We start from the raw sequence: 23,766 nt of genomic DNA on the forward strand, positions 1-23,766 counted from the left end.
ATAAATGTACAAGTTCTGCCTCCCAGAGTCTTTTTTCAATTTTAGCCTATTAATATGCATAATGTCGAGAAAGAGGCATTATCTAATTTATACGGTCTTTTTATTATGTGCACCAAGTATACTTTGTGATATGATTTCATGATTCGGTTGTTTCAATAAAGCTTCTTCCAAAACTGCCTCAAGCTTTTTTACAGGAATCACAGTAATATCCTCTATTTCTTTTAAGCTTGATTGATTATTATCTGCCGGAATCAGAACTATTTCTACCCCCGCATTTTTAGCGGCTTTCACTTTCGAAAATACACCGCCAACAGGTTTTACGTCTCCAAGAAGACCCAGCTCACCTGTCATCGCAACCGTATTTTTTACTGGAATTTTATAAATAGCTGAATAAATGCCAACTGCCATTGCTATTCCTGCAGAAGGGCCATCAATCGGTATACCGCCTGGAAAATTAATATGTATATCATATTGATTGGCGGGTACTCCCATTGTTTTAAGAGCTGTTATGACATTTTCAACAGAGCCTTTTGCCATACTTTTTCTCTTCACTGATTTACCTTGTCCATTTATACTTTCTTCCTCAATAATTCCAGTTATATTTATGGACCCATTTTCTGCAGGGATTACAATAACTTCAATATCTAAAAGCATACCGCTGTTTGGACCTGTTACGGCAAGACCATTCACAACGCCAATTTGTGGATTTTTTAAAATTGTTTTTTCATACCTTGGTGTAAGCTGACTTGAACGAATCACCCATTCGATATCTTCGTCTCGTATATATTCTCGATCTTCAGTGATTGCAAGACCAGCTGCTATTTGCATCATATTTACAGCTTCTCGGCCATTTCTAGCATAGGAAGATAAAATGGTTAGTCCAGAATCTTTAATATCTAATTTTATTTTATTTGTCGCATTTTTAGCAATTTCAATAATCTCATGTTGTTCTAATTCTTTGAAGAAAACTTCCATACAGCGGGATCGGATAGCGGGCGGAATTTCATTAGGAGTTCTTGTCGTTGCCCCAATTAATCTGAAGTCTGCAGGTAGTCCCCTCTTAAAAATATCGTGAATATGAGCAGGAATTTGAGAATTTTCTTCACTATAATAAGCGCTTTCTAAAAAAACTTTACGATCTTCTAAGACTTTTAATAGCTTATTCATTTGGATTGGGTGCAATTCACCAATTTCATCGATGAAAAGGACTCCTCCGTGTGCATTCGTCACAGCTCCTTGTTTAGGCTGTGGGATACCAGCCTGTCCCATCGCTCCTGCTCCTTGATAGATAGGGTCATGGACAGAACCTATTAAAGGATCGGCAATTCCACGTTCATCAAATCGTGCTGTTGTGGCATCCAATTCTACAAAGACAGAGTCATGGCGAAAAGGAGAGCGTTGATTTCTCTTCGCCTCTTCAAGTACTAATCTCGCAGCTGCTGTTTTTCCTACTCCAGGAGGTCCATAAATAATGACATGCTGTGGATTTGGGCCACATAGTGCGGCTTTTAATGCTTTTATTCCATCTTGTTGTCCAACTATATCAGAAAAAGTTGCTGGGCGAACTCGTTCGGCTAATGGTTCGGACAATCGAATTCCCCTCAAACGTCTCAATTGTTCCATTTCTTTCTTTGATTCTTTATCAATGGTTACTTTTTGGGAGCGCTGATTTTTAAGTAAATTTAAAAAATACATCCCGATTACGATTCCAAAAAATAGTTGTATCATTAAAACAAGCACTGTCCAATTCATCGCATTCCCTCCTAGAAAACACTGTTTCACATAGTGATTAGTATTTCCTGCGTGGAATAGGAATAAACCGATTTTTCAATGGTTCTAAAAAAATCCAAACCTTTATAATGTTAATTTTCTGTTCAGGGAGCTCCCTAAACACCGGGAAAATCGTGACTGCACTGCGCTTGATGTGATGTGCTCTCTAACTCTGCTGCTAAGTCTTAAGTTATCAATAAATAGTTAAGTAAAAAAACCTAGACATATTCTTGACGAAAATGTCTAGGTTTTATAATAAGATCATCATGCGCTTTTAATCATTATTACGCTGATGTTTTTTCAGTTCCTTTAATAATGGTTCCATCTTCTAAGACAAGTTTCGGTGGTTTATTATTGACCACGGAATCTTTTGTAATGATACATTTAGTAATATCATCACGGGATGGAAGTTCGAACATTACATCAAGCATAATGGATTCGATAATAGAGCGTAGTCCACGCGCACCCGTCTTTCTTTCAATTGCTTTTTTAGCAATTTCATGAAGGGCCTCGTCTTCAAACTCTAGCTCTACTTCATCAAGCTCAAGCATTTTTTGATATTGCTTAACAAGTGCGTTTTTAGGCTTTGTTAATATTTCAATTAGCGCTTCTTCATCTAATTGTTCCAGACTCGCGATAACCGGCAAACGGCCGATAAATTCTGGAATTAAGCCAAATCGAAGTAAATCCTCAGGAAGGACTTTCGTAAGCAACCCTTTTACATCTACTTCTTCCGGTTTTACATCAGAACCAAATCCAATGACTTTTTGTCCTAAACGGCGTTTAATAATTTGTTCTACGCCATCAAAGGCTCCACCACAAATGAACAAAATATTCGTCGTATCAATCTGGATAAATTCTTGATGTGGGTGTTTTCTGCCGCCTTGCGGGGGAACGCTTGCAACAGTTCCCTCTAATATTTTCAATAAAGCCTGCTGCACTCCTTCACCAGATACATCACGAGTGATGGAAGGATTTTCTGATTTACGGGCAATTTTATCGATTTCATCGATATAAATAATGCCTCTTTCCGCTTTTTCAACGTCGTAATCGGCAGCCTGGATCAATTTAAGTAAAATATTTTCTACATCTTCACCAACATACCCAGCTTCAGTTAAAGAAGTTGCATCTGCAATGGCAAACGGAACATTAAGAATACGCGCCAAAGTTTGAGCAAGAAGTGTTTTTCCACTCCCAGTTGGCCCGATTAAACAAATATTACTTTTCGCAAGTTCGACATCATCGATTTTGCTGTTAGAATTAATCCTTTTATAATGATTATAAACAGCTACTGCGAGTGATTTTTTTGCTTGATCTTGGCCAATGACATATTCTTTTAGAATTTCTCGTATCTCCATAGGCTTTGGAACATCCTTGAATTCAACTTCTTCTTCTGTTCCAAGTTCTTCCTCAACTATTTCAGAACATAGTTCAATACATTCGTCGCATATATATACACCAGGGCCGGCAACTAATTTGCGGACCTGTTCTTGTGTTTTTCCACAAAAAGAACATTTAAGTTGCCCTTTTTCTTCGTTAAATTTAAACATTGAATCTCACCCCTTTTAAAAGCTACAACTATTGCACTCATTAAAATGCCGATAGTTATGTATTGCATTGTAACATATTATTCCGAATAATAACCATTAAAAGCATTCGATAAACATCCATATTTATTACAATTATGTATTCGTGTTGGATAAAACAAGGCACGAACGATACCGTGCCTTGTTTTATCTTGAGTCTTATATCTTATGTCAGTATTATTTACTATTATGCACCAGTTTTGCTGTTTTCAACAAGAAATTCAACTGCTTTTTGAACTTTCAAGTCTGCCTTTAAGTTTTCTAGGTTTCCACCAAGAAGTCTTTTAACTTCTTCGAGATCCATTTGGTATGTCTCAGCCATTTTTTTCATTTCTTCTTCAGCTGCTTCATCATCAGCTTCAATATTTTCCGCTTTAGCAATAGCCTCTAACGTTAAGTTAGTTCTTACTCGTTTTTCAGCATCTTCTTTCATTTGCTGGCGTAGTGCATCTTCGTCTTGACCTGAGAATTGGAAATATAGATCCAACGTCATACCTTGCATTTGTAAACGTTGTTCAAATTCCTTCAGCATTCTGTCGACTTCAGTTTCTACCATAACTTCTGGAATGTCCACTTCAGCATTTTCAGACGCTTTCTCTACAAGCTCATCACGAAGCTTTTGCTCTGCTTCATTTTTCTTGCTTTCAACTAAACGATTTTTGATGGATTCCTTTAATTCTTCAAGAGTTTCCGTCTCTTCGCTTACATCTTTTGCAAATTCATCATCAAGCTCTGGAAGCTCTTTTGATTTGATTTCGTGAACTTTTACTTTAAAAACAGCTGGCTTTCCTGCTAATTCCTCTGCATGATACTCTTCAGGGAACGTAACCTCTACATCTTTTTCCTCACCTGCTTTTACACCAACGAGCTGTTCTTCAAAGCCTGGGATAAAAGAGCCTGATCCAATTTCAAGAGAATAATTTTCAGATTTACCGCCTTCAAATGGTTCACCGTCGACAAAGCCTTCAAAGTCGATAACTACAGAATCACCGTCTGCTACTTCACCTTCTTCTTTAACAACAAGTTCTGCTTGACGTTCTTGAAGTTGTTTTAGCTCGGCATTGACATCTTCATCAGTAACCTCAGTGTCCATTTTTTCTACTTCCAGACCTATATATTCTCCAAGCTTAACCTCAGGCTTCACTTGAACGGTAGCCTTAAAAATTAATTCTTTCCCTTTTTCCATTTGTTCAATCTCGATGTCAGGACGATCAATTGGCTCAATGCCTGTCTCTTCAATGGCAGAAATATATGCATCAGGCAAAATGACATCCAATGCATCTTGATAAAGGCTTTCCACCCCAAAACGCTTTTCGAACATTGATCTTGGAATTCTTCCTTTACGGAATCCAGGAATGTTTACTTGTTTAGAAACTTTTTTAAAGGCAGCGTCAAGGCCATTATTTACAGTTGCTTCATCAACCTCAACTGTTAAAACCCCTTTATTCCCCTCTAGTTTTTCCCATTTTGCAGTCATAATCATTACCTCCAACAAATATATAATCGCTGCTTATTCTCCTAATTTAAGAAACTGCTTTATGTAAAGTCCATTTGGATCTGCAGTTCGGCATAACCATTATATTATACCACAGCTTCATTTCCTTTCAACAATTGTAGCTATAGAATAGGTGAAGAAATTTCTTCAATACTTAATAAAAATGAAAAAGCATTAATCATTTCTTCACATTTTACGCCAAATATTTTTGCTAATTTTTCTTTATTCCACTGCTCTCCATACATCTCATATCCCATACAGCGATAGGCTGCGGCCCATAATAAAGGATCTCCCTGCTGTACTTCAAAAGGATAAAGAATGAATGCATGCCTGCCGTTCATTTCCTTTAATTGCTCTAATAAAACAGGATTGTGATCTCCTAAATGGAACTCAAGATTTTTATTAATCGCCGAAAATAAAGGCATCTCTTGAACTTCTAAAAGATTTGCCGGTATAAAATCACCCTCGAAATTTAATTTTTTTACATATACACTTTTCTCAATCTTATTCTCTCTTAATACATTAAGTACGATCGTTTTAAGGAAAGGATGGGTATGTTCATCAGCCAACATTTTAATTAAAGAATCTAAATAGGGATGTATGTTTTTGTCAACGAGACTCCCTAATTGAATTGTTTGCTCATGCAGGTCTTGACTATTGAAGAAAGCTTGATCAACTGAAAATTCATCGGAATAACGGTTGATTCCATTATCGACAACTTTTTTACTTAATTGCAAAAGAGTTAAAAAATGTTCTGCCTTATGAGCTGGTACCTCTTTTTCATCAAACAATGCTTCTATCGTATCAATCACCTGTTGATGCTCATTTAATTGGATGAGGATCATTAAATAAATGTCAATGATTTCAAAATATTGGCCGATACCTTCACGCAAAATTTCTTCTGCGAGAAATTTTGCTTCTAAATAATCTCCGTTTTCATATAAGGCGGCAAGATAGGCAGAATTGATGTGTGGATCTGCTTCGTTCATTTCCTTTGCCTTCCGGAGTAATCGTACTGCTTCTTGAAAGTCATGCGCTTCTAAACAATCCAATCCTTTTTCAAAATATCTTTGCTTTAAACCTGGAAATGGAATAATTTTTCCTGTTTCGCGTTCATCTTGATCTCGTTTCATGATAGAACCGCCCATCATAAAGAATTGAAAATAGTGTAACAAATGAAGGAAAAGAAAACAAATTCCTTTCATTATTTCTATAGAAGTGAAACTATTATAATGGGTGAATGGTGTCAGTATTCCTTGATTTCCTTTAGAAATTTAAACTTCAGCGAAAATAAGTTAATGCCTCTAAATTATTAAAATTCTTAGTACAATTCCTTCAAGGATTCATTAATAAAAATTTTTTTGTATTTTTCTATTGACTTTATTACTTATCCTCCCTATAATGAAAAATGTCTTAAATAATTGTCCCAGTAGCTCAGCAGGATAGAGCAACAGCCTTCTAAGCTGTGGGTCGGGAGTTCGAATCTCTCCTGGGACGCCATTATTATAATACATACGCCACACCTATTAATATAGGTTTGGCTTTTTTATTCTAGTCACATCCTTCATTAAAGCAGTTATTATAGAAAATTATATATACGAAGTATTTTTTAAAATCTAAATAAATCTCAATACTACTCCTTATGAAAAATCATAGACTAATGGAATTTCCTAAAATCCTTCTTTTAATTAGTAATATCTATTATTACCACATAACCCGTAGTCCGAAGACATTTCACTTTCTGCGGGCCCAGTGCAAGCTTCATCGGGCTAAACACTGCAGTGTCTTGCCTATCACGCACTCTCCACAGGAGTCTACGAGTATTCGGACTGCCCTGTGTATAAATTATTGCTTCATTTGAATAAACTTTGTTTCGTCAAACCTACGAGGATTAAAATGTTCAAATTATGAAATTAATAAATCTACTAAAAAAAGCCCATTAGGCTCTGTGTGTTACATAATATTCTGTTTCCGAATGACTCCCATTCCTTCTAATACTATTCTTGCATCTGAGTTCAAATACTGAAGTATGTCTTCTTTGACCAATAATTCAGTATTGTTTTTTAATGTGATTTTTAAGCCAACTAAATCAAAACTGGAGGCATAGGCGTTAATGGTCTGTAAAACGAGCATTTCCTTTCTACTAAGTGTCGATAAATTAGCATCTATCAATACCTCTAATAACTCTCTTGCATTTCGACTTAAGAAATGTTTCTTCCCTTTTATAATTTCCATGTTTTCTTCGATTAATTTTCTTGCATGTACTAAATCAAGTTCATTGACAGACTGATTAATTTTATCAAACATTTCACTAATATTCATATATTAATCCCCTTAAGTTTTCATTTCCTTTCCTTTTATCGGAATGAAATTCTATTATTATAGAGGACTTTCGACATATTTTGCACCCTTAGTATGGATTATCTTATGCTACCTATCTCCTTTTCTATCAGACTTTTAACCAAAATGGACAAAAGTATGTTAATATTAAATTAACAAGAGGTGATAGACAGATGAATCCAAACTGGAAGTTAATCTTACAAATCTTTTTTACATTTTTAAAAATAGGTCCTATTACTTTCGGTGGTGGATATGCAATGATCCCTATGATAGAAAGGGAAGTAGTTAAAAAAAGAAAATGGCTTCAGGCTAGAGATGTTGGCGATATATTCGCGATTGCAGGTACCGCGCCAGGTGCCATTGGGATTAATTCAGCTGTATTTATTGGTTATCGCATCGCAAAGATGAGAGGAGCTCTTTCAGCTCTCTTAGGGGTTTTGATTCCTACATTTTCAATTGTAATTCTATTAAGCATTACATTTATTTATGTAAAAGGCAATCCAATTATAGAAGCTGCCTTTGAAGGTATACGCCCCGCTATTGTTGCATTAATCGCTTTTGCATCCTACAAGATTGCGTTGACTGCTCTTTATGATAGAACAACTATAGTAACAGCTGTTTTAACGATTGGAGCCCTATATTATTTAAATATCCATCCTGCATTAATTATAATAATCGGGCTTGTAACAGGCATTATACTCGTAAAAATAAAAAAAGCGTTAGGTTATTCTACACGACTCGAAAAAGAAGTTGGTGCAAAAAACTAAGAATGTTCCTAGTTTAAACTACATCAGGCGGTGACATCATTGATACTACTTGATTTATTTATAACATTTTTAAAAATTGGTTTAGTCTCCTTCGGCGGCGGATATGCAATGATTCCAGTTATAGAGGCAGAAGTTGTAAATAAGCAAGGTTGGATGACGACACAGGAATTTACTGATGTCATTGCTGTCGCTAGTATGTCCCCTGGACCGATGGCAACGAATAGCGCTATTTTCATTGGATATAATACAGCGGGTTTACCCGGGGCCATAATTTCTACCATTGGTTCCGTTTTGCCTTCACTCATCATTATCTTAATGATTGCAATGTTTTTTTATAGAATGCATGAACATAGACTTGTTAAATCAGCTTTTTACGGACTTCGTCCCATTATTACAGGATTAATTATTTATGCAGCAATTAGTTTTGCGATTTCAAATAATGTAATCGGGACGATTTCAACACATACAATTATTCTTTTTACAATATTTTGCGTCTCTTTATTTGCATTGATTCGTCTTAAAATGAACCCTATTCTCGTATTAATCATATCAGGAATTGCGGGTATTATTTTCTTTACAAAATAAATAAAATTAGGTGAGTCTTTTGTACATGAAGGAATTTCTTGTTCAAAATTTAACAAAGCATCATACGCTAAGGAAGATTTATAAATTAATATATGATCACGGTCCTTTAACGAAAGCTGATTTACAAGCATTAACAAATTTAAAGCACACCACATTAGTCAGAATCATTGATGAACTCTTGACGTCTCAATTAATAGCCGAAAGTGGTTTTGCAAAATCAGGTGGAGGAAGACCGCCTGTTTTATATGAAATTGTACAAAACCGCGGGTATATTATCGCGATTGATATATCAAGAACCCATACTACTATTGCGTTACTGGACTTAAAATTATCCATTATTGAAAAATATACATTCTCGATGACTCGGGATCATACTCCAGAAGTAGTTATTGAATCCATTGTTAACGCCATTAATCTCTTTATGCAACTTCAAGACATATCCAAAGATGATTTGATTGGAATCGGCATTGGTTCTGTAGGACCTTTAGATCGGGAAAAGGGAATTATATTGGACCCAGATTCTTTTCCGAGTGTAGGTTGGAAGCATGTCCCTATTGTTAATGTATTAGAAAAATTTTTTTCGGTAAATGTTCTGCTTGAAAACGGAGCTAACACTGCAGCTTTTGCAGAATACCTACATTCAACTATTAAAGGCAGTGATATTTTATATTGTATAAGTGGTGTTGGATTACGCTGTGGCATGATTGTAAATGGACATGTTTTACAAACTAAAACGGGTGTTGCTAGTGCCTTTGGTCATATGATTGTAGATATTGAAGGAAAAGAATGTATTTGTGGAAAAAAAGGCTGTTTACTTTCTTATACATCGCTTGATTCTATGAAAACACAAATTATTGAACAAATCTCATCAGGAGAAAAATCAATTGTTTCAATCGATCAAGAATTAACATTCGAACATTTGATTAATGCGGCTAAAGCAGGGGATGACATAGTTAAGAGAGTTATTCTGAATTCCGCACATTATTATGGGATTGGTATTGCTAATATGATTAACTTCATGCATCCGGATCAAGTTTTATTAAATGGTCCTCTTATTTATGAGTACCAACCATATTATGAAAAAATAGTCACAACCGCCAAAAAGTTTATGTTTCATAATGATAACGTCATATTTAACAAAGGATTATTAAAAGAAGATGCTGTTATTATCGGTGCAGCTGCTTTACTCTTTAAATCATTTTTTTAGAAAGTTTCACCAATTCTTAGAACAGAAAAAGGAGATATACACATCTTTGTATATCTCCCTTTTATGTTTAAAATACACTTCTAAGTTTTGTTAATTCTACATGTTGATCGTTAAAATATTGAACGGTAATATTTGCATGATCCTTCGTAACGATCGAGTATGTTTTTTCATTTCCTCCTCGGGGTAGCAAAATACTTCCAGGATTCAAATATAAAGCCTTATCTATCATTTCCGCTCCAAGTAAATGGGAGTGGCCAAAAAATACAAAATCTGCTCCAACTTCCTTTGCACGGTAAGAAATCTTAAGTAACGAGGATTTAACTCTGTGTAAGTGTCCATGGGTAACAAAAATGATTGAATCATCAAGCTTCAGTATACGTTCATTAGGAAATGCTGAATCCATATCGCAATTACCCCGTACTACCGTAAAACTTTCAAGAACAGGATCAGCAGCCGATAACTCTGAATCTCCACAATGAATCATCGCATCCACTTGCTTTTTATATGTAGCATTCAAGTCTTGCAAAACTGCCTTATTACCATGACTATCGCTCACAACGAGTAGTTTCATACGGATCACCTCACCTATAAAAAAGCTCATTAATGATTGGCTTTAAATTATTCAATGCTGCTGCACGGTGGCTAATCTTATTTTTTTCTTCAGAAGACAATTCTGCCATTGGTTTTCCAGGATCTATTGCAAAAAAAATTGGATCATAGCCAAATCCGTTTGCTCCCTTTCTTTCCGTTAATATTTTACCTTCACATTTGCCAGTTACAACCATTGTGTCCATATTTGGTCCCGAAACAGCTAACGCGCAAAAAAATCGTGCGGTTCTTTTCTTGTCTGGAACATCCTTCATCTCAAGCAAAACTTTATCAATATTTTCTTCATCATTTTTATGTTCCCCCGCATATCTTGCGGAATAGATTCCAGGTCTGCCATCGAGTTCATCAATAACTAAACCAGAATCATCTGCGATAACGATTTTGCCTGTCATATTAGAAATGGCTTCAGCCTTGATTGTTGCATTTTCTTCAAAAGTATTGCCTGTCTCTTCCACGTCTGGTGCATTATCTAGATCCAGCAATGTTAATGTTTCTACATTTAAAGCTGAAAATAACTCTTCAAACTCCTTTGCTTTTCCCTTATTTTTCGTTGCAATAATCACTTGTTTTTTCACTTTGATTGACTCCCCATCTCGCGTTTTATGAAAGTCGAAATATCACCAAGTGCCGCTCTTTGAATAGCCATGAGCTCTTTCAAGCCTTTCTCCGCAACGGCTAACATTTCATGAAGCTGGGATGTGGTGAATGTAGCTTCCTCGCCTGTTCCTTGCAATTCTACAAACTCTCCTGCACCTGTCATGACAATATTCATATCCACCAATGCTGTACTATCTTCGGCATAATTTAAATCTAAGATAACTCCTTCATTCTCTATAATTCCCACACTTGTGGCAGCAAGAAAATCTAGTATAGGAAGTTCCGGCAGGTTTTTTTCTACCTTTAATTTATTTAAAGCGATGGCTACTGCAACAAAAGCGCCTGTAATCGAAGCAGTACGTGTTCCGCCATCAGCTTGAATGACATCACAATCAACCCAAACAGTTCTTTCACCAATGGCATCGAGGTTGACAACTGATCGAAGAGCCCTACCGATGAGTCGTTGAATTTCCATTGTTCGACCTGATACCTTTCCTTTTGAAGATTCTCGTATATTTCTAGTTCCTGTTGCACGTGGAAGCATTGAATATTCTGCAGTAATCCACCCTTTTCCTTCACCACGCATAAATGGGGGAACTCTTTCTTCAATACTCGCTGTACAAATGACCTTTGTATCTCCCACAGATATTAATACAGACCCTTCAGGATGCAAAAGATAATTCGTTTCAATTTTTACGTTTCTTAATTGATTAGAACTTCGTCCATCTACTCGCAAAAAACTTCCTCCTTTATATCGTTCATCTACATATGAATACGATATTAAAAAAAATAACAAAAGAGGCGGCTATTGGCCAACCTCTACTTTTTAATATATAGTATATCAAATTTTTCCTTTTAAAACCTACCTGCATTCACTTTTTCTGGTCTTGTCACCGGTTCTGTTAGTGCCTCACCTTTTTCATTCATCACTTCACTGCTTCCATTCACCATTACTTTTACACTGTCAATACCAGTTTGTTCAGTTAGCGACAGAACAATTGAACGTAATGTTTCATCTGAAATCTCTTTCTTTTCACTATTACCGAGAATAGCTTCATTAAAATTAAGTGTAACGACATGATCCTCTATTTTAGGTTCGTCTACAAGCTTTACATCATCTACTAAACCTGTTTCGAGAGCTGTCAAGATGCCCGGTCCCTCTACCAACTGTTGAATAACAGCTGTTACATCATCTTTCTCAGTATTCGAAACTCTGCGCGTTACAGGCACATAATAAAAATCATCATCTATTTGAGTTAGATAGTATACTGTAACAGGACGAGTATTCGTAATATCAGCTACATCTGTAAATTCTGTATTAATGCCGTCAGCTCGAGTCAGACCTTCGCTGCTGATCGGAGTACCGTTAGCTGGCATTTCCGTGAGCGGATACCCATTTACTCTAAGCTCCACTTTATCAATCGAATCAAATTGAGTTAATGTCCAAGTGATTGCTTGTAAAATCCTTTTTTCATCCTCTGGCTTATACGTCGTGAACTCTTCAGAAAAATCAACTGTAGCTTTTCCTTCATGTACATCTACATCGAATTCAGTTCCAGCTGGGAGAACAGTTCGAAATCCATTAGGTAAAATATTGGCTACATCACCATCAGCAACAAGATACGAAAGAACTTGTTTTGCAACACTTTCCGTTTTTGGAAGTGGCAAAGATTGGGCTACCACAAATCCATTTTTGTCGATCAAATAAATATCTCTCATCACGACATCTGCTTTTTCTTCTGTTGCGGTCTCTGCATCAGGAGAAGCATCAAGAGCTTCACCTTCTTTTAAATACGTCACATCTTTTGGCGGATCAAGACTTTCTTTCTCTTTGCCAAAGAGACCGCAGCCGGATAAAAATATACTTGTCGCCATAACCGCAGCTGTTGTTAAGGCAAGTTTCGCCCTTATTGACATTTAGTACCCCTCCTAAGACAGTTTGTACTATATATACGAGCTATGTCTTAGGAATAGACCGCTTGGCCAAAAGTTTATTCGAAATGTATAAGAAGCTAACTATCAACTGTATACATAAAGGATATGGGGCCTTCTACGTAGATAAAAGAGAATACAAGAAGTTTTCTAGTTGTAGGTGCATTGCTGACGAGAAAGTTCGAAATAAATAAAAAAGAAGGTGGGATTCCACCTTCTAATTTCATAATCTATTAATTTACAACACGTCGAACATGTCCTTTAAATGCATTTTTCCAATATGAGTTACTTAGTGAGTCAACTGATACTCCATGTGAACTATTACTATTCAAAAATGTTCCGTTGCCTAAATAGATTCCAACATGTCCATCTGTTTTATAAGTATTAAAGAAGATCAAGTCTCCTCTTTTCATCTCTGAAGTACTGACTTTCTTTCCTTGGCTTGCCAACACACTAGTTGAGCGACCTATATTCACACCTGCTGAAGAATAGGCCCAATGAACAAAACCGGAACAGTCAAATCTTCTATTTTTGACATCAATAGCTCCCCAACCATAAGAAGATCTGCCAACCATAGTGGACCCTACTTGAATAGCCTTTTCAATAGCAGAAGAATTATTAATGACAGCTGGTTTAGAAGGAGCTGGTTCAGCTTTTACTTCTGTATTCCCTTTTGATGGAGTAGTCGATTCTTCTCGTTTTTCAGTTTTTTCCTTGTTTTTGATTGGTTCTTCTTCTGAAACCGTTACTTTTTCATTCGAAGTTGCTTCCGTTGCTTTCTGAGCTTCTACAATCGCTCTTCTTCTTTCTTCTTCCTTCGCTTTTTCTATTAAAATAGCTTTTTGATTTTCCAAATTCTTTAATTGCTGGCTTGCTTCCTTTCGTTGCTCTTCCATAGATGCAAGCATGCTATTCTTATCATTGATTTGATAAGAGAGTTGTACCTTTAATTCTTCAACTTCTTTTAACTCAGCTTGAACCTTATCTAGCTTTTCTTTCAAATCTGCTTCAGACTTTTCAAGAGCAGCTTTATCTTGTTCCTGTTCTTGCAAAATGTTTTTATCGGCAGAAAAAATAGTATTTATTATAAACGCTCGATCAACAAAGTCTCTAAAACTCTCGGCACTTAAAAGTACATCCAAATAACTTGTTGCTCCCCCGCTTGTTTGGATGCTTCGAGCACGTTTTTTTAGTAGTTCAAGACGTGCTTCCATCCGCTTTTCCAATTCTTTAATATTTGCTTCTAATTGTTTAGCTTCTTCTTTTGTTTTTGAAATATCTTTCTTAGTCGCCTCTATCTTCTCATTTGTTTGATTCACTTGGGCATCTAATTGTTTTAACGTCTCTTTCATTTCATTTTCTTCTTCTTGAATTACACTAATTTCCTGTTGTTTCTTCTGTATCTGTTGATCTATATTTTCAGCAAAAACATTCATACTTGGAAATGAGACAAATAATACACTTGCCCCAAGTAAAACCGCAAAGCTTGAAGCCATAAATCTATTTTTCACCTTGTTTCCCCCTGTTAAAATTAAATATATTTTTCTAAATTTGATAGTGCAGGATCATACTGAAATTTTTTGAGTATTTGTGACAGGAGTTGTTTGTAAGTTAATTAATCGGAGTATGGTGTAGTGGATGGTTTAAGCGGAATTTAATAAAATGCCTATGAAAAATGACTCATCTTCATCCAAATCCGTAATAAACGATTCTCCTAGTAGTCTAAACTCCCATTTTTATAAACTTTCTCTCTATGTAATAAAAAACATAAAAATATAGCGTACATCCTATATTTTCTTGTAAAAACACTATAATTCCTTATTTCTAGATAAATTATAACACCATTTTTCGTCAACCAGACATTACAATCATCTACCAATATTGTTTCAAAACGATTACAAAGCGAACATTAGTTTTCTTTTTTATGCAAATAACGTCTTACCCTTTAGGAGAAAGTTCCTAATCTCTATAAATAAAAATTAGGCAATTAGACTATTCGCCACAGAATCTAAATTCAAAAAAAATCTAAGTAAATTCGACGGCTAGGTTACAAATTACAGTATCGATACTTTAAGCCAGAGAAAGTTCGTCAGACTAGGGTCAACAAAACATGATTTAATACCTTAAGATTGGCTTATTTCTACTTAACCAATGTATAGAGACCTTAAGATTTGTTGTTCTCGAAGTTGAAAGTGTTCAATCCAAGTTTTGAGACCTTAAAACCATCTATATCCAGTGGGTAAAGACCTCAATCCTTATTTCAAGACATCTAGCTAATTTCTCCAATAAAAAAATCAGCTCTCCTTTCGAGCTGATTTGACATTTAATATAATTCTTTTTCTTGATTTGCAAGATTGGCAAACTCAATATGTAAGCAATCTTCATTCAACCAATCACACGCAATCCGCTTAAATATTTTTCTAGAACCTGTAGTGTAAAAAACATGATCTGGCTTTTCCGGCGATGTATTTAAAATATTTTTATAATCTAATATCGTACTCACTTCTTGAGCAGTTTCTTCACCTGAACTAATTACTTTTACATTTGGGCCAATAACATTTTCTATTATAGGGCCAAGAAGCGGATAATGTGTACAACCTAAAACTAGTGTATCAATCCCGCTTCCGAGTAATGGTGTAAGTGTCTCTGCTACAACCCTTTTTGCTACATTGCTCTGGTACTCAAAACTTTCTACAATCGGAACAAATTTGGGACAAGCCAATTGAATGACTTCAACTTGAGGGTTAATTAGTTTTAACTCACGAGCATATGCTTCGCTTTTTATTGTTCCTATTGTACCAAGGATGCCTATTTTTTTATTTTCAGTTACTTTTAATGCTGCTCTTGAGCCAGGGGCAATTACTCCGACTACAGGAATATCGAGCATTGTTTTTAACTCTTCCAATACCACTGCTGTAGCTGTGTTGCAGGCAATAACGAGCATTTTAATATCACGTTTCACTAAAAAACCTGCCATTTGTAGGGTGAATTTCCTCACTTCATGCACAGGACGCGGACCGTATGGACAGCGTGCTGTATCTCCTACGTAATAAATAATCTCATTTGGCATTTGCCTCATAATTTCTTTAGCGACTGTTAGTCCGCCAACTCCTGAATCTATTACTCCTATTGCCTGTTCCAAGTTTCCCGCCTCTTCTAGTAGTTGACACCGGATGTTAAAAGTCATAAGCAAAGCTTGCTTATAAACCGCCGGCGCCTTCTAATTTAGTATTGTGTTTCTTCTGCGCCAAGCTACTTCGCCTGCTTTATTAAACTAATGAAAAATCTTATCGTTTATCCTTCCGCATAACTGAGTGTAACCGGGATAAGTTATCCTTTAACGTCAAAACCTCATCTGCAGTAAAATCATTCAATACACCTTGCAAATAATCTTGGCGTTTCATAATTACTTCATCGATTATTTTTTCACCTATATCTAATAAATGTATTCTAACAACCCTTCGATCTTTTGGATCCTTTACACGCATGACTAATTCTTTTTTCTCCATTCTATCAATTAAATCGGTAGTCGTGCTACATGCCAGATACATTTTATTTGATAACTCCCCAATCGTCATATCTCCTTCTTCAAAAAGCCATTGAAGAGCAACAAACTGTGGAGGGGTAATTGAAAAATCTGTTAGTAATTCACGGCCTTTTTGTTTAATGATAGCCGAAATGTAACGGAGATCTTTTTCTAACTCCGCAACAACTTTTACATCATGCTGGAGCTGTTTTTCATCCATCATCATCAGCAACTCCCTATATCCTTTTATTGCATTGTCTCTTTTTTTCGGCAAAATTTCAACATAATTTCATTTAATGATTCATATAAGTTGTGAACTTAATAATAAAGGAAGCGCGTCATCAGCGACCAACAGGCCCACAGGATGTGGGTTCGTCGTCGAAGACATAAGGGACATGGATGTCTTAAGATTGACGTTCCTCTCTACGGTTCTGACGAGTAAATGATACAGAATACGTCACGAAAAGTGGAAGGGTCAGATTAAAGAAGGAAGGCTAAGGTCACAACATCCCCGTTGCTTTATGACCTCGAAGGGCTAGGCTATATGAGCTAGACACTTGGCGGGTGGTGCTGTTTCTCGTAGGAAGAAATCAAAACTTGCTAGTAGCCGGCGCTTGCGCTAGTCGGAAACTCATTTCAGAAAGTTGCCTACAAAGTATCCAATAATAATTTCCTGGTAAAGTAAGAAAGAGGCTGCCCACATTGAGCAGCCTCTTAACCATTAAAAATTATTCTAATTCCGCAACAGCATACACTTTCTTATATGCTTTTCCCGATTTTTCCGCCAATAATTTTGCAGATTCAGTCAGTGGCTCTTTTGTTAATATTTCCTGTGTAACTGAACCTTTATATCCAATTTGATTCAATGCTTTTAAGAATCCAGCTAAATCAATAACACCTTCACCTGGATAGAGGCGATCATTATCCAAAACTTCTTCAACAGGAACATCCTTTGCATCATTTAAATGTACATGAGTTATTTGTTCTGGACGTAAAGCGAATAAGTCATCAATTGTTCCGCTAATTGTATACCAATGATAGCTATCCAATAATAAACCTACATTTGGTTCTCCAATAGCATCAATCCAATCAAGTGTATCTTTCATTTCCCATATAAATGGATTTTTCCAGGCAGTCCTTAAATGATGAGGGCCAACGAATTCTAATCCTAGGTTTAATCCATATTCCTTTAATATTTGTGCGCATAATCTTAATCTCTTAGTTGCAAGCGCCATGAAATGCGCAGCATTATAATCAGTAGCAGGAAGAACATATGTACAACAGCTTGTGCATCCGAATTCAGCAGCAATTTTCGCATCATCAAGCAACGTGCTTAATCCTTCCTTAAATTGCTCCTCAGATTGTCTCCATTCTAAAGGCAATCCGATTGAACCAATTGCAACTTTATGCTCTTTTAAAAACGCTTTCGCATTATCCAAACCTTTTTCTTCTACAAAATTTCTCAAATCTTGTCCTGATGTATCAACAGAACCAAATCCATTCTCAGAGGCTAGAATAATAAGTTCCTCTAAATTTTTTACTTGGCCTAAACCTGCTGTACTTAACCCTTTAATCATTTCCATTTCCCCCTCTATTAATCTAAGCTATATTATTTCAATATTTTGTTGTTCCCAGAAAAGAGACCTGACAAAAAACGTTGCCAAGTCTCTAGAAAATTAGGATGTTATTTTATCATTTTCTCCTAGAGGCTGATAACCAGCTGCTTTATAAATCATTTCTGTAAGCTTTACTACTTCTCTCGCAAACTGACCAGGCACCAAGACTTCATGCTTGCCTAGAATAGCATCTATAAAGCTTTTATCTTGATTGGTAGTTTGTTGCGGAAGCTGTGGAGTGATTGGTTCTTCACCTAAGCGGCGAATCGTAATTTTACCATTATCATAAAAGATTCCGCCGTTTTCTCCACAAAACACGTAAGTTTCGTGCCAACATGGTGCAAATCCCACGATATTTAAACCAGCCACTACACCATTTTCAAATCGAATTGACGTAAATGAATCTAATTCAACAGGAGATTGATGTTTTTCCATTTGTGTTGAAACTTCCACAGGAGATAATCCAGTCGTCCATAGGAGAACATCAACAATATGACTGCCCGAATCCATCAACATTCCCCCACCAGAAAGCGATGGAACTTGTCTCCAACTGCCGACAGTACCTTGTCCCCACTCTTGATATAGAGAAGCAGTTACGGAAGTTAAGTTTCCGATTTCACCATTTGCAATAGCGTTACGAATAAATAAAAATTCAGGTTGGAAATGGCGTTGGTATGATACTTGAAGTATTTTCCCAAGCTTTTCTGCAGTCTCAATTAATTCGTCAGCTTCTTTTTGTGAACAAGCCATCGGTTTTTCAATTAACACGTGACAGCCGTTATTTAGGGCGTCCATCGCCTGTTGGAAATGAAGCGTATGTGGTGAACAAATGACAACTGCATCGAGCTCTGAATTCGCAAGCATCTCATTATGATCCGTAAATTCTATAACCCCTTCTATTTGGTGCTCAGAAATAATTCTTTCCCTATTTTGAGCACTTGGATCTGTTATGGCAACAATTGCTACATCCTCTAATTCTTTTAATTGTCTTGCATGCCAATGCGCAATGCCACCTGTTCCAATCATTCCGACTCGAATTTTCCCCATAATTACCCCATCCTTTTCATGAAAGTCTTTAAACACAAATATCAAAAGATTATGTTCATTCTAGGAATTTAATGCATACTGGTTCAGATACATAGATTGTATGAATTGGTTCGGACAATAGACCGGTTTCTTCATCTATATCAAATATTTTGATAGAATCCGAGTTTTGATTTGCAGCGAGTAAATATTTTCCATTCGGCGAAATTGTAAAGTTCCGAGGTGTTTTACCATAAGTGGAAGAATTCCCTACACGTGTTAACGAACCTTCATTTTGCTCGATTTGAAAAATAGTTACACTATCGTCACCTCTATTAGAGGCATATAAAAACTTTCCATTCGGAGCAATATGAATATCGGCTCCGCTATCTTCCATTAAGTTGCTTTCAAGTAAAGTTGGAATCGTCTGGTGTAATGTTAAAGTATCCGCCTCCATTTTAAAAACACAAATTGTACAGTCTAGTTCGTTAATGACATATGCATAAGGAAGATTAGGATGGATAACAAGATGTCTTGGTCCTGCACCCGAATGTACATTTATTTCTTTGAAGGCGCTAAATTTACGATTTTTATGATCCAATTTATAGATAAAAATTTTATCCAAACCAAGATCAGGCACGTAAGCAAATTCTTTAGTTGCATCTAAAATGATTGAATGTGGATGTGGCCCTTCCTGCCGATCAGGTCGAATGCTTTTTCCCGAATGCTGAACCAAATCATCTAATGGTTTGATATAACCAGCTTCATCAACAGAAAACCGACAAATGTTTCCGCCACTATAATTAACTACATATAAGTTGTTACCACTATTATCTACACTTAAATGGCAAGGCGCACCTCCATTTGTAGGCTGTGCATTTATATATTCCAATCTTCCAGTTTCTTTACAGACTTTATACGAAAAGACTTGGCCACCTTCTTTTCCATCAGTCATAGCTGTTTCACTTACTGCAAATAAATAATTATTCTTCTCGTCGATGCTTATAAAGGAAGGGTTTTCAATTCCATCAACACTACCAATATGGGTGGCAGATCCATCGTTTTCATTAAACGAAAAGATATTTATTCCCGTTGGATTTTTATTTGTATATGAACCAACAATAAACATCATATTATTCTTCATTACTTCATCTCACCCCAACCATAACCAGCCTCTGGTCTAACATCCTCTGGCATACCTGGTAAAATTAGTCCCCCGTCAATTTTGATTGTCTCCCCTGTTATATAGGAAGCTTGCTCTGAAATGAGCCATGCAACAGCTTGGCCAATGTCTTTTGGTGTACCTACCCGTTTCAAAGGAATTTTACCGCCAAGTTTTTTTGAATGCTCTTCATTTCCCTCCCGAACCTTTGTTGCACCGGGGGCAATACAATTTACTCGAATTCCGAAATGTGCACATTCCAATGCAACAGATTCAGTTGCACGAATCAAGGCTGCCTTTGTCGCTCCATAAACAGCATCGTCTGGATAGGCTCGTTTCCCCCTTGTCGAGGCGATGTTGATAATACTGCCTTTAATCTGTTCTCGAATCATATATTTTGCAACAGCTTTCATTATTAGTAATGGCGCTTTAAGGTTAAGGTTGAGCAAATGATTTATGTCGTTTGCATCCATTTCCGATAATGGGCTTTTAATGGTTACTCCGGCATTATTAATGACTACATCAAGCCTTCCTAAAATATCAAGCGATGTTTGAACAAGATTCATTGCTGTTTTTTCGTCTGCCAACTCTGCATAAAGAGCTATACATTTGTTACCATACTCTTTTTGAACCATATTGACGACTTTATCCGCTTCTTCTTTCGCAGTTCGATATGTAAACAAAATATCATATCCATTGGCTGCCAACTCAAGGGCAATCCCTTTTCCAATTCCACGACTAGCTCCAGTGATTAAAGCGGTTTTCAAACCCCAGCATCTCCTTAAAAAATATTTAAGAATTACTTATTCGCTTTAAAAAGCTTCGAATCCTCTAAAATGTTTGAAATTCACCTTTCGATATGGATTTCTTTATTTATAATGGCTTGAACCTCGTCCCAAGTAGGAAGACCTTCCCAATCCCCTTCACTTTGTATGACAAGGGCACCTACTATATTTGCTAATTGTACGGATTCTTGGTGACTAAACCCTTTTAACAATCCTGATACAAATCCTGCACAAAATCCGTCTCCCGCTCCAACGGGATCAATTACTTTTTCGACAGGCATATATGAAAAAGAGTCCACTTTCCCATTTTCAACTAATAGCGTTTCATTATGACCGCCTTTTACAATGGAAACTGCCTTTAATTCTTTTAGCCTTGAAAAAACTTCATCATCATTACTCGTATCATAAAGTAACTTTAATTCATCCAATCCAGGCAAAAAATAGTTAGCTTGCTCAGCCAAAGGAAGTAAAGTTTCTCTAGCTTCATCTAAACTCCAAAGCTTTAACCTAAGATTTGGGTCAAAACATATTTTAACACCGTGTTTTTTTGCCATTTGAACTGCTTCATAAACGGCATTTCTGGCAGATTCACTAATGGCGCATGTAATTCCTGTTATATGCAAAATTTTAGACTTTTTTATGTATTCCTCTTCTATTTGTTTTGGACTTAGTTTACTGGCCGCCGATCCACTTCTATAATAATAGACTGATGTTTTTCCAGCTACTGTTTCTCTAAGCATGAAACCAGTCGGAGCTTGATCGGTCAATTCTGCTCTTGACACATCTACTCCTTCACCTCTGATTGCTTTTAAAATATATCTCCCGAATGGATCATTTCCTAAACGACTAAACCAGCCAGCTTTTTGTCCTAATCGGGCTAGGGCAATAGCAAAATTACTTTCCGCCCCTCCAAATGATTTGATAAATTCACTATTATATTCAATTCCTTTCGTATTCATAGGAGTCATTAAAACCATTGACTCTCCAAATGTAACAACTTCAGGAAATTGTCTGTCCATATTTCATCACCTCTGTCAAAAAGTCGTTTACTGTAATTCTTCCCACCATGCTTTTACTCTTTTTAAACTTTCTTTTACATCTTCAGTAGGGTCATGGTGGTGAGGTTCATGTTCAATCGTTATAGCACCTTCATATTGAATTTCTTTTAAGACTGATAGAGCACCTTTAATATCTACAATCCCATCTCCTAGTGTACATGATTCATGAGCCCCTGCTTCTTTAATGTCTTTTAGATGCACATGTACAAGATTATCTTTCAATTCACGAATTGCTAGTACATTATCGTAGCCATGAGTGCCGAACCAACCTGTATCAACGGCTGCGCCTATCCACGGAGAAAATGGCCCTACTTTATCAATTACCTCTTGTGGTGTTTTTTCAGGATGGTTTTCCAAGCCAACTCGAATTCCATATTTTTCGGCTAAAGGCATAACAATTGGACCATTTGCAGGGTGGAATCCTTGTGCTAAAACTGGAGTCCCGATTGCTTTTGATGTTTCGAATATTTTCAAAGATTCTTCAGATGTAATGCCAGGAGAGCCAAAACCAGCAGTATAAGATACAACAGTCATTTCGTATTGTTTTAAAATGCGCACGGCTTGTTCAATCATTTCAGGTGTAGCATGGATTGGATCTAAATGAGCAATCCATAATTCAATTGCATCAAATCCCATATCCTTAGTCATTGAAATCAATTCTTCAAACTTAGAAGAAAACTGCGGTCCATGAAAAGCTTCAAAAGTTGCTTGATGGCATTTCCCCCAGTCATCGCTATTTTGATAATTTAATTCTTTTGCTACAAAGTTAGCGGTCATAAATGCCCATTCCATTTGTATTTCCTCCAAATTCTTATAAACTATTTACAATACTTTTAATGTGGTCGATTGATTGTTTCGTATAGTGATCATACACACTTGATTCAGTTCGTTGCTCTGAAACTAAATAAGGATTCGGTACTGATGGTAAAAATTCCATACTGACATAGCCTGAATAATTCATATTCTTTAAAAAAGACATAATAGGTTGAAAATCCGTTTGTCCTAAACCAGCTGCCTCTCTCGTATTATCTGCAATATGAACGTGAACGAGATGATCTGAAATAGATGTCAATGCTTTGATCATATCTTGTTCTTCGATGTTCATATGAAAAAAGTCCGCCATCATCTTTACGTTTTCTAACTTTACTTCTTCTACAAATTTTTTTGCAGTATGTAGATTCGTAACTAAGTAGGTTTCATAACGGTTAATAGCTTCAATAGCAAGAATGATATTTTGCTGCTTAGCATATTCTCCCACTTCCCGAACACTTGCTATTGCATAGTCCCATTCACCTTCATTTTCCGAATTAATTTTCCCAACATATGTAGGTACGACAATAACAATAGAAGCATCTAAAGCTTGTGCCATGTCTATACACTTCTTAACGTAATCGATTGCATTATTTCTTATTTCAATATTTTGAGAAGAAAGATCTCTCTCCTCGTTATAAATACCACATATGGAGCTGCATTCCATACCATATTTATCCATTAGCTCTCTAGCTTTAGGAATATCTATTAATTCAGGCTCCCCAGCCAGTTCCACACCATCATATTCATATTTTTTTAATCTTATTAAATTCTCTTCTAAACTTTCATTGCCAAAAATCCATTGGGTTAGGCTATATTTGAACAATTCTTATCCCCCCTCAACAATTCATGTTGTAAAGAAAACCACCAATAATATATTCTATAAAGATTCTTTTTT

22 protein-coding genes and 1 tRNA gene are annotated in these 23,766 nt (G+C 36.3%); 4 read left to right on the plus strand and 19 right to left on the minus strand.

The window, feature by feature from the left end; genetic code table 11:
- Window positions 1-87 precede the first annotated feature (87 nt).
- From lonB to KHA97_RS07185, 4 genes are all read right to left on the minus strand, one after another.
- Window positions 88-1,752: an ATP-dependent protease LonB gene (gene lonB, locus KHA97_RS07170; RefSeq protein WP_213124006.1), complete on the minus strand. Its 1,665-nt coding sequence runs from the start codon at window positions 1,750-1,752 to the stop codon at window positions 88-90.
- Between the two features lie 302 nt (window positions 1,753-2,054).
- A complete protein-coding gene (gene clpX / locus KHA97_RS07175) occupies window positions 2,055-3,320 on the minus strand; it encodes an ATP-dependent protease ATP-binding subunit ClpX (protein ID WP_213124007.1) in 1,266 nt (421 codons plus the stop codon).
- Between the two features lie 223 nt (window positions 3,321-3,543).
- Entirely contained in the window at window positions 3,544-4,833 is a 1,290-nt protein-coding gene (gene tig, locus KHA97_RS07180) for a trigger factor (protein ID WP_213124008.1), read from the minus strand.
- A 140-nt stretch (window positions 4,834-4,973) separates the two neighbouring features.
- On the minus strand, window positions 4,974-5,984 hold the full coding sequence (locus KHA97_RS07185; protein WP_213124009.1) for a tetratricopeptide repeat protein: 1,011 nt from the start codon (window positions 5,982-5,984) through the stop codon (window positions 4,974-4,976).
- A gap of 290 nt (window positions 5,985-6,274) precedes the next feature.
- Here KHA97_RS07185 and KHA97_RS07190 point away from each other — a divergent pair.
- Window positions 6,275-6,351, plus strand: a tRNA-Arg gene (locus tag KHA97_RS07190).
- Between the two features lie 453 nt (window positions 6,352-6,804).
- Here KHA97_RS07190 and KHA97_RS07195 read toward each other — a convergent pair.
- Window positions 6,805-7,173, minus strand: coding sequence for a hypothetical protein (locus KHA97_RS07195; RefSeq protein ID WP_213124010.1), 369 nt, complete (start codon window positions 7,171-7,173; stop codon window positions 6,805-6,807).
- 191 nt (window positions 7,174-7,364) lie between these two features.
- Between KHA97_RS07195 and KHA97_RS07200 the strand changes: the two genes are divergently transcribed.
- From KHA97_RS07200 to KHA97_RS07210, 3 genes are read left to right on the plus strand one after another with little or no spacing between them, the layout of a single operon-like run.
- Complete coding sequence (locus KHA97_RS07200) at window positions 7,365-7,958, plus strand: chromate transporter (protein WP_213124011.1); 594 nt, start codon at window positions 7,365-7,367, stop codon at window positions 7,956-7,958.
- A gap of 39 nt (window positions 7,959-7,997) precedes the next feature.
- Entirely contained in the window at window positions 7,998-8,543 is a 546-nt protein-coding gene (locus KHA97_RS07205; RefSeq protein WP_233713326.1) for a chromate transporter, read from the plus strand.
- Between the two features lie 25 nt (window positions 8,544-8,568).
- A complete protein-coding gene (locus KHA97_RS07210; RefSeq protein ID WP_213124012.1) occupies window positions 8,569-9,750 on the plus strand; it encodes an ROK family transcriptional regulator in 1,182 nt (393 codons plus the stop codon).
- 67 nt (window positions 9,751-9,817) lie between these two features.
- On the opposite strand, the gene KHA97_RS07215 is transcribed toward KHA97_RS07210, so the two are convergent.
- From KHA97_RS07215 to KHA97_RS07280, 14 genes are all read right to left on the minus strand, one after another.
- Complete coding sequence (locus tag KHA97_RS07215) at window positions 9,818-10,321, minus strand: metallophosphoesterase (protein WP_213124013.1); 504 nt, start codon at window positions 10,319-10,321, stop codon at window positions 9,818-9,820.
- Between the two features lie 10 nt (window positions 10,322-10,331).
- Window positions 10,332-10,940: an XTP/dITP diphosphatase gene (locus KHA97_RS07220; RefSeq protein WP_213124344.1), complete on the minus strand. Its 609-nt coding sequence runs from the start codon at window positions 10,938-10,940 to the stop codon at window positions 10,332-10,334.
- Window positions 10,931-11,692: a ribonuclease PH gene (rph, locus tag KHA97_RS07225; protein WP_213124014.1), complete on the minus strand. Its 762-nt coding sequence runs from the start codon at window positions 11,690-11,692 to the stop codon at window positions 10,931-10,933. Before rph ends, KHA97_RS07220 begins: the two co-directional genes overlap by 10 nt.
- Before the next feature lie 119 nt (window positions 11,693-11,811).
- A complete protein-coding gene (locus KHA97_RS07230; protein WP_213124015.1) occupies window positions 11,812-12,873 on the minus strand; it encodes a GerMN domain-containing protein in 1,062 nt (353 codons plus the stop codon).
- A 248-nt stretch (window positions 12,874-13,121) separates the two neighbouring features.
- The gene (locus KHA97_RS24410) at window positions 13,122-14,399 is read right to left on the minus strand and encodes a coiled-coil domain-containing protein (RefSeq protein WP_213124016.1); all 1,278 of its coding nucleotides are present in this window, start codon (window positions 14,397-14,399) and stop codon (window positions 13,122-13,124) included.
- Window positions 14,400-15,211: 812 nt separating this feature from the next.
- Window positions 15,212-16,030: a glutamate racemase gene (racE, locus tag KHA97_RS07240; protein WP_233713327.1), complete on the minus strand. Its 819-nt coding sequence runs from the start codon at window positions 16,028-16,030 to the stop codon at window positions 15,212-15,214.
- Between the two features lie 145 nt (window positions 16,031-16,175).
- The gene (locus KHA97_RS07245; protein WP_213124018.1) at window positions 16,176-16,640 is read right to left on the minus strand and encodes a MarR family winged helix-turn-helix transcriptional regulator; all 465 of its coding nucleotides are present in this window, start codon (window positions 16,638-16,640) and stop codon (window positions 16,176-16,178) included.
- A gap of 502 nt (window positions 16,641-17,142) precedes the next feature.
- Window positions 17,143-17,991 carry a sugar phosphate isomerase/epimerase family protein gene (locus tag KHA97_RS07250; protein WP_213124019.1) on the minus strand — a complete coding sequence of 283 codons (849 nt, stop codon included), beginning with the start codon at window positions 17,989-17,991 and terminating at the stop codon, window positions 17,143-17,145.
- A 99-nt stretch (window positions 17,992-18,090) separates the two neighbouring features.
- The gene (locus tag KHA97_RS07255) at window positions 18,091-19,077 is read right to left on the minus strand and encodes a Gfo/Idh/MocA family protein (RefSeq protein WP_213124020.1); all 987 of its coding nucleotides are present in this window, start codon (window positions 19,075-19,077) and stop codon (window positions 18,091-18,093) included.
- A 55-nt stretch (window positions 19,078-19,132) separates the two neighbouring features.
- The gene (locus tag KHA97_RS07260) at window positions 19,133-20,197 is read right to left on the minus strand and encodes a lactonase family protein (protein ID WP_213124021.1); all 1,065 of its coding nucleotides are present in this window, start codon (window positions 20,195-20,197) and stop codon (window positions 19,133-19,135) included.
- Window positions 20,197-20,982, minus strand: a complete 786-nt coding sequence (locus KHA97_RS07265) for an SDR family NAD(P)-dependent oxidoreductase (protein ID WP_233713328.1) — start codon at window positions 20,980-20,982, stop codon at window positions 20,197-20,199. The genes KHA97_RS07260 and KHA97_RS07265 overlap by 1 nt, the downstream gene beginning before the upstream one ends.
- Before the next feature lie 80 nt (window positions 20,983-21,062).
- On the minus strand, window positions 21,063-22,019 hold the full coding sequence (locus KHA97_RS07270; protein ID WP_213124022.1) for a sugar kinase: 957 nt from the start codon (window positions 22,017-22,019) through the stop codon (window positions 21,063-21,065).
- A 27-nt stretch (window positions 22,020-22,046) separates the two neighbouring features.
- Window positions 22,047-22,850, minus strand: a complete 804-nt coding sequence (locus tag KHA97_RS07275; protein ID WP_213124023.1) for a sugar phosphate isomerase/epimerase family protein — start codon at window positions 22,848-22,850, stop codon at window positions 22,047-22,049.
- A gap of 19 nt (window positions 22,851-22,869) precedes the next feature.
- A complete protein-coding gene (locus KHA97_RS07280; RefSeq protein WP_213124024.1) occupies window positions 22,870-23,694 on the minus strand; it encodes a sugar phosphate isomerase/epimerase family protein in 825 nt (274 codons plus the stop codon).
- Window positions 23,695-23,766: the final 72 nt, after the last annotated feature.

Source organism: Lederbergia citri (assembly GCF_018343625.1).
In the GTDB taxonomy this organism is placed as follows: Bacteria; Bacillota; Bacilli; order Bacillales; family Bacillaceae_C; genus Lederbergia; species Lederbergia citri.